Source organism: Pseudomonas sp. SIMBA_068, from assembly GCF_046534705.1.
Lineage (GTDB): Bacteria > Pseudomonadota > Gammaproteobacteria > Pseudomonadales > Pseudomonadaceae > Aquipseudomonas > Aquipseudomonas putida.
This window is the reverse complement of record NZ_JAWRYI010001771.1, coordinates 1-232: the sequence shown is the minus strand read 5'-3', so window position 1 is coordinate 232 and position 232 is coordinate 1. Positions and strand designations below refer to the sequence as shown.

The 232-nt window shown below is 61.2% G+C and carries 1 protein-coding gene; it reads right to left on the bottom strand.

Translation table 11 applies throughout. The features are described from left to right. Positions 1 to 232: hypothetical protein (locus SB756_RS35845; protein ID WP_410913998.1), on the bottom strand; the 232-nt coding region annotated here is incomplete at both ends.

Below are 232 nucleotides of genomic sequence, written 5' to 3'. Positions count from 1 at the left end.
GCAGGTGAGTGATCATGTCGACGTTGAAGCGCTGTTCCAGGTCGTTGAGGAGCAGCTTCGACGGGCCGTGCTCCCACGCACGCCAGGTTTGGTCGACGGGCAGGTTGTACTGCCTGGCGAAGGCTTTGGCCGCTGCCATGTAGCGCTCACTGTGGCGCGGTACATCCTTGTTCGGCATCAGGGCGTTGCCGTAATGCTGGGTAAGGTCGTTCTCGTTGGTGATCAGCACGGC